The organism is Microcoleus sp. LEGE 07076, from assembly GCF_015207455.1.
Taxonomy (GTDB): domain Bacteria; phylum Cyanobacteriota; class Cyanobacteriia; order Cyanobacteriales; family Microcoleaceae; genus Microcoleus.
Genome location: NZ_JADEWV010000271.1, coordinates 1 through 6377 on the forward strand (window position 1 = coordinate 1; position 6377 = coordinate 6377).

Consider the following 6377-nt stretch of genomic DNA (forward strand, 5'->3'; position numbering starts at 1 on the left):
GCTTAAGGACATTTACCCTGGCAAAATTGTCAACTGGAAAGAAGTTGGCGGGCCGGATTTGGCGATCGCGCCCTACTCGCGCCGCCAGGAAGATAGCGGTACAGTAGAATTCTTTATTGAAAATGTCTTAGAAAAGCAAAATTTTGGCACCGATGTTCAGTTAGTTTCCAACACAACTTTAGCTTTGCGAAAAGTTGCAGAAAATTTGGGTGCAATTTATTACGCATCGGCTCCAGAAGTAGTCGGACAGTGTACAGTTAAAACTATAGCGATCGGTCGCCAACCAGACCAATTAATTACTCCTTACAAAGAGCCTTTTGTACCGCTTAACAAATGCCCCGGTCAACTAAACCAGCTAAATGCAGAGGCGTTTCGCAGCGGTAAATATCCGATTACCAGGAGGCTATTTGTAATTGTCAAAGAAAACGGTCAAGTTGACCAGCAAGCAGGAGAAGCTTATGCTAATTTGCTGCTGAGTTCGCGGGGGCAAGAGTTGATTGAAAAGACAGGTTTTGTGAGAATACGCTAAAGCAATTTGTAGAATGAATTCCCCTGCGGTTGCCCCGAATGCGGTGATAGAGGCACAGCAAAAGCATTTTTTGGGAACTAGAAAAAATCATCAAAACTGGTAAACTGTTCTAATGGTGTCTCAGTCAAAGACAATTTATCTAAATCTACTTTTTCCTGTTGTCTGTTCAACCAAATTGCTTTTAATCCAGCAGTTGTAGCACCGCAATAATCTGCCTTGAAGCTGTCACCGATATGTAAAACATTTTCAGCAAGGCAGTTGTGCTTTTGCAAAGCTGCGGTAAAAATTTTAGAGTCTGGTTTTGCAGAACCTACTTCGGTGGAAATTGTCACCGATGTGAAATATTCTGCTAAATTTAGTGATTTCAATACTGGATAAATTCGGGAATCGAAATTCGAGACTACTGCTAATTCTATTCCTTGTTGCTGCCATCTATTTAATGCTGGGAATACGTCGGGATAGACGAACCAAGGTTCGGCGGTGGCAAAATGAGCGTAGAGTTCGGCAAAGAATTTGGGAAAGTCGGAAAATTGATGAAAAATGCCTGCTATTTGAAAAGCTTTCGCGGAAACTGTTTGCCACCACTCAAGTTCTAGTTGGGGAATTTTTGCTGCTTCTACTCCTGGAAATGCCATCGGAGTTGCTGAGGCGAAGCTTTGGTAAAATGCTGCATTTAAGTCTTCACTCTTAACTGTTACTCCGAAGTTTTTGGCTATTTTTGCGTAGACTTCGCCGACGCTGCCGCGAACGTCAAATAGTGTGCCTGCTGCATCTAAAAAGATAATTTTTGTCATTGGTTAGAATGAATTTGAGAAGGAGTAATAGAAGACCGGGCGAATGGAATTCGCGTCTACACAAACAAAACCTGCCTCCGCAGGTTGAAGAATCAGAAGACCGGGCGAATGGAATTCGCGTCTACACAAACAAAACCTGCCTCCGCAGGTTGAAGAATCAGAAGAAGACCGGGCGAATGGAATTCGCGTCTACACAAACAAAACCTGCCTCCGCAGGTTGAAGAATCAGAAGACCGGGCGAATGGAATTAAGTTATTTTTTTCCGTCCGCCTCCGCGGACATCGTTTGTGTAGACGCGAATTCTATTCGCCGTCTTATCTATTACTTTTTCAGCAAATCCTGAATCGGCTTACTAATCCAATTAAAACCAACTTTTAGTTGGTGGTCAAATGTTGGCATCCGATAGAGATAGGCTAGGCGGCGAGCAATGTGGGCTAGTTGTCCGTCGAGTTTGATTCCTAAACCGGCGAGGGTGGCGTTGTCTATTCCTAATGTCATCATTTCTCCTAGCGGCTGGTACCGGAAAGGTAGCAAAGGTCGATCGCTCAACGAGGCCCATATGTTCCAGGCGGTGTAGTCGGCTTGCTGGAATGCTGTTTGGGCGGTGGAGGGGACTTTTTGGCCGGTTGCATCATGACATTCTGCTAAGTCTCCTAGGGCAAATATGTCTGGATGGTCGATGATTTGCATCTGGGAGTTAACTATTAATTGACCGCGGGGGTTTTGTTTGAGGGGTAGCGATCGCACTGCTTCACTGACTTGGGTTCCTACTGTCCACAATACTATGTCTACGGGCAGAACATCTAATTGTCCTTTGTACAGTAAGGATATGGTGTCGGATTCGATCGCCTCTACTGATGTTTCTAAGTCGATCCACACTTTGCGTTTTTCTAATGCTTTGTCGGCTGCTTCGCGGTTGAACTCCGGCGATGTCCGCAGAATTGTGTCGCTTTGCTCGACTAACCGGACGCGACCTTTGTCTCCGAGTCGATCGGCTAATTTACAAGCTAATTCTACTCCCGAATAACCGGCACCGACGATCGCCACCCGAATTTTGTCGGTATTGCTGGCTTCGAGGAACCGCAGTCTTTCTTCTAAGCGGTAAGCGTCGTCTAGGCTGCGGAACGAGTAAGCGTATTCAACTGCTCCTTTGACCATATCTAGAGGAGTTTCGCCGCCCAAAGCTAACACGAGGCGATCGCACGGAATTTCTGGCCCGTCGTGTAACTCCACTCGCTTGTTGTCTACATCGATGCCGGAGACAGTGCCTTGACAAAACCGCACGCCTTTACCTTCCAACACTTCGGCAAAAGGCGGAGCGATTTCCCAGGTTTGAAGTTCGCCGGTGAGGAGTTCGTACAGCAGGGGAACGAACAGGAAGCGATCGCGCCGATCGACTAGGACTATTTCGGGTTTTTCGGTTTTGGAGAAGGGCAATTGACTCAAGCGCAGGGCTGTGTAGAGTCCGCCGAAGCCTCCGCCGAGAATGCAAATCCGGGGTTGTTGTTGAGTCATGGTTTTTTTGTTTGAGGGCGATCAATCGCAAGGCAACTTACTCTTATTCTAACGAGAGTGGGGGATTGGGGGAGCGGGAGCGGGGGAGATGACTGCAACGGCTTCGATCGCGCGTAAAGATGGTCTGAGGGGGAGAATCGGCCAAATCTTTGCCGAACATCAATGCGTTAAATCCATTTGCATCCGCTATCAAATGCGTTGCCGAACTGCCTTGTGTCTTTTACATAATATCCTTAATTAGCTCTGCCTATTAGCCGGCATTAAATTTTCTGAATGTTCGCACAAGTAATTTTGTACTATATTAGTTTATAGCGGATTATTGCGCCAATTACATTCATTTTTAAGACAGGGATCTACTATAACACTTGCCCCCGCACTCACAAGTGACACACATCATGCAAATTTCCTCGAATTCTTCTAATTTTAAAAAAGGCGACAGCCATCAGAAAGACAGCTCATTTTTATTAAGCAGCGAAGAACGATATAAAAATTTAGTAGCTAATATTCCCGGTGCTGTCTACCGCTGTACCTGCGACTGTACGGGCGACGGCGCACCGACACGGACAATGACGTTTTTGAGCGAGGCAATTCAAGAAATATCAGGCTATCCATCTTCTGATTTTATCAACGGTCGCGTCCGTTCTTTTGCCAGCATTATCCATCCTCAAGACAGCAAGAATGTCGGTGATGCTGTGGCAAAAAGTGCAGCAGCAAAAACTCCGTACATCGTTGAATACCGTATTGTCCGGGCTGACGGTGAAATTAGCTGGGTTTGCGAAAAAGGCCGAGCTGTTTGCTGCGAGGTGGATGAGGCGAGAACGCAACAGGGACAAGGGGAAATAGAGGGCTTTTTGTCTGCTGCGGTTTCGCCGATCGCCAATTCTCTGTCTCAGGTGGTCTATCTCGACGGAGTGATTTTGGATATTACCGATCGCAAGCGGGCTGAGGAAATTTTGCGAAACACTCAAGATTTTTTGAATGCGGTACTGCAAAATCTGCCGGTGAGCGTCTTTATTAAAGATGCTGTGGAACAAAAATTTATTTATTGGAATAAAGCGAGCGAAAAATTGTTTGGCTATTCCAGCGATGAAGTCATGGGAAATAATGCTGCTGACTTGTTGGAAGCAGAGCAGTCAAATTACTTGCAATCACAGGATTTAAAAGTATTTGCTGCGGGAAAATGTGTAGATTTCCCAGAAGAAACTATCCAACTCCCACGCCGGGGAAAGCGAATTTTGCACAATAAAAAAGTTCCTTTGTTTGATGAGGCTGGTGCGCCTAAGTACATTCTGGCTATTGCTCAAGATATTACCGAAAGCAAACAAACTGAAACAGAATTGCTGCGGTTGGCGATCGTGGCTCAAAAAACGCAAAATGGTGTGATTATTACTGATGCTAGAGGCTGCATAGAATGGGTGAATGAAGGATTTACTCGGATTAGCGGTTACGGGCTAGCAGAAATGCTGGGAAACAAACTGGCTGATGTGCTGCAATGTCCTCAAACAGACCCGCTAACTATTGCTCAATTGCGATCGGCTTTGGCTGCGGGCGAGGCGTTTAATCAGGAAATTTACAATTACAGTAAGGATGGAAAGGGTTATTGGGTAGCGCTGTCGATCGCCCCTATTTATCAAGAAACCGGGGAACTAGAAGGTTTTATTGCGGTGCAAACTGATATTACCGCTCGCAAGCAAGCAGAGGCAACAGTCAGCGAAAGCGAGAGTTATTACCGCTGCATCGTCGAGACGGCTTCGGAGGGCGTTTGGATGTTTGACAGCGACAGCATCACAACTTTTGCTAACTCTCGGATGGCCGAAATGCTGGGGTATACTGTGGAGGAAATGCTGGGGCGATCGCTATTTGAATTTATCGATGACTCGGCTCGGGAAATAGCCGAAAGTTACGTGCAGCGCAGACGACAAGGCATTAGGGAACGCCACGATTTTAAGTTTATTCGCTCTGATGGCTCTCACTTGTGGGCGATCGTCTCCGCAACGCCAATGTTTGATAGCGAGGGCGAATTTTGCGGCGTGTTGCGGATGATTACCGATATTAGCGATCGCAAACAAGCCGAAGCAGAATTGCGCCAAACTCTCCAAGAATTAGAATTTGAAAAATTTGCACTAGATCAATCTGCGATCGTCTCCAATACCGACGAATTCGGCACCATCACCTATGTCAACAATCAATTTTGCGAACTCTTTAAATACGAACGAGAAGAATTGATCGGCAAAACCCACAGACTTGTCAATTCTGGTTATCACCAACCAGATTTTTTCAAGCAGCTTTGGTCAACCATCCGCCAAGGGAATGTTTGGCGGGGAGAGATGAAAAATCAAGCTAAAGACGGCACATTATTCTGGTTGGATACAACTATTGTACCTTTCTTAAATCCCAACGGAGACCCCCATCAATATGTAGCAATTCGCAAAGATATTACTGCCAAAAAACAAGCAGAAGAAGCTGTGCGGCTCTCGGAAAGTCAGTTGAGAGCCAAAAATGAAGAACTGGCGAAAGCCCTGCGGAACGTGCACAAAACTCAAAGCATGATGGTGCAAAATGAAAAAATGGTGAGTTTGGGGCAATTAGTAGCTGGCGTAGCTCACGAAATCAACAATCCAGTTAGCTTCATTTACGGCAACGTCATGCACGCGGACGATTACTTTAAAGACTTGCTAAAAATGCTGCAACTTTACCAGCGCGAATACCCGGAACCGACAGAGGCAATTCGAGAAGAAATAGATGATATAGATTTTAATTTTCTGCTCAAAGATTTGCCAAAATTGTTAACATCAATGAAAATGGGAGCCGAAAGAATTCGCCAAATTGTGCTATCGCTAAAGAATTTTTCGCGATTGGACGAAGCCGAACAAAAACAGGTAGACATTCACGAAGGAATTGACAGCACTTTGTTGATTTTGCAGCACAGGTTCAAAGAAACGGCTGGACATCCGAAAATTGTGCTGCTCAAAGAGTTCGGTGATTTGCCTCGCGTACAGTGTTATGCTGGACAGTTAAATCAGGTTTTTATGAATATTATCGCCAATGCAATTGATGCTTTGGAAGAAGCAATGGAAACCGGACAGTGGGGCGACGGGGAACAGGCGCTTATTCCTTCTTGTCCTTCGCCGACGCTGCGGATTTGTACGGAAGTAAAGTACAAACAGGATGTTTTGATACAGGCAAATTCTGCTGTTTCCGATAGTTCAATTCGACATCCTTCTCATATTGTGATTCGGATTGCTGACAACGGCCCGGGGATTCCGATAGATGTTCACGAAAGGCTGTTCGATCCGTTTTTTACTACGAAAGAACCGGGTAAAGGCACTGGTTTGGGGCTGTCGATCAGCTATCAAATTGTGGTAGAAAAACACGGCGGTGAGCTTAAGTGCAATTCTGCACCCGGTCAAGGTACGGAATTTGCGATCGAGATTCCTGTAAGCAGAAGTTAGTAGTTATTGGTTAGTAGTTATTGGTTATTGGTTATTGGTTATTGGTTATTGGTTATTGGTTATTGGTTATTGGTTATTGGTTATTGG

At 45.4% G+C, this 6377-nt stretch carries 4 protein-coding genes and 1 pseudogene; 3 read left to right on the forward strand and 2 right to left on the reverse strand.

Features of this window, described 5'->3' with window-relative positions:
- A partial coding sequence (locus IQ270_RS26805; RefSeq protein ID WP_193976202.1) for a substrate-binding domain-containing protein occupies nucleotides 1-529 on the forward strand: 529 nt, incomplete at its 5' end.
- Between the two features lie 77 nt (nucleotides 530-606).
- Here IQ270_RS26805 and IQ270_RS26810 read toward each other — a convergent pair.
- Nucleotides 607-1323: an HAD-IA family hydrolase gene (locus tag IQ270_RS26810; protein WP_193976203.1), complete on the reverse strand. Its 717-nt coding sequence runs from the start codon at nucleotides 1321-1323 to the stop codon at nucleotides 607-609.
- A gap of 321 nt (nucleotides 1324-1644) precedes the next feature.
- A complete protein-coding gene (locus tag IQ270_RS26815) occupies nucleotides 1645-2838 on the reverse strand; it encodes an NAD(P)/FAD-dependent oxidoreductase (protein WP_193976204.1) in 1194 nt (397 codons plus the stop codon).
- Between the two features lie 395 nt (nucleotides 2839-3233).
- On the opposite strand from IQ270_RS26815, the gene IQ270_RS26820 reads away from it, so the two are divergent.
- Together IQ270_RS26820 and IQ270_RS32445 are read left to right on the forward strand one after the other, a co-directional pair.
- A complete protein-coding gene (locus tag IQ270_RS26820) occupies nucleotides 3234-6290 on the forward strand; it encodes a PAS domain S-box protein (RefSeq protein WP_193976205.1) in 3057 nt (1018 codons plus the stop codon).
- Nucleotides 6291-6309: 19 nt separating this feature from the next.
- Nucleotides 6310-6377 (forward strand): annotated as a pseudogene (locus IQ270_RS32445) (D-galactonate transporter); the annotation flags it as partial.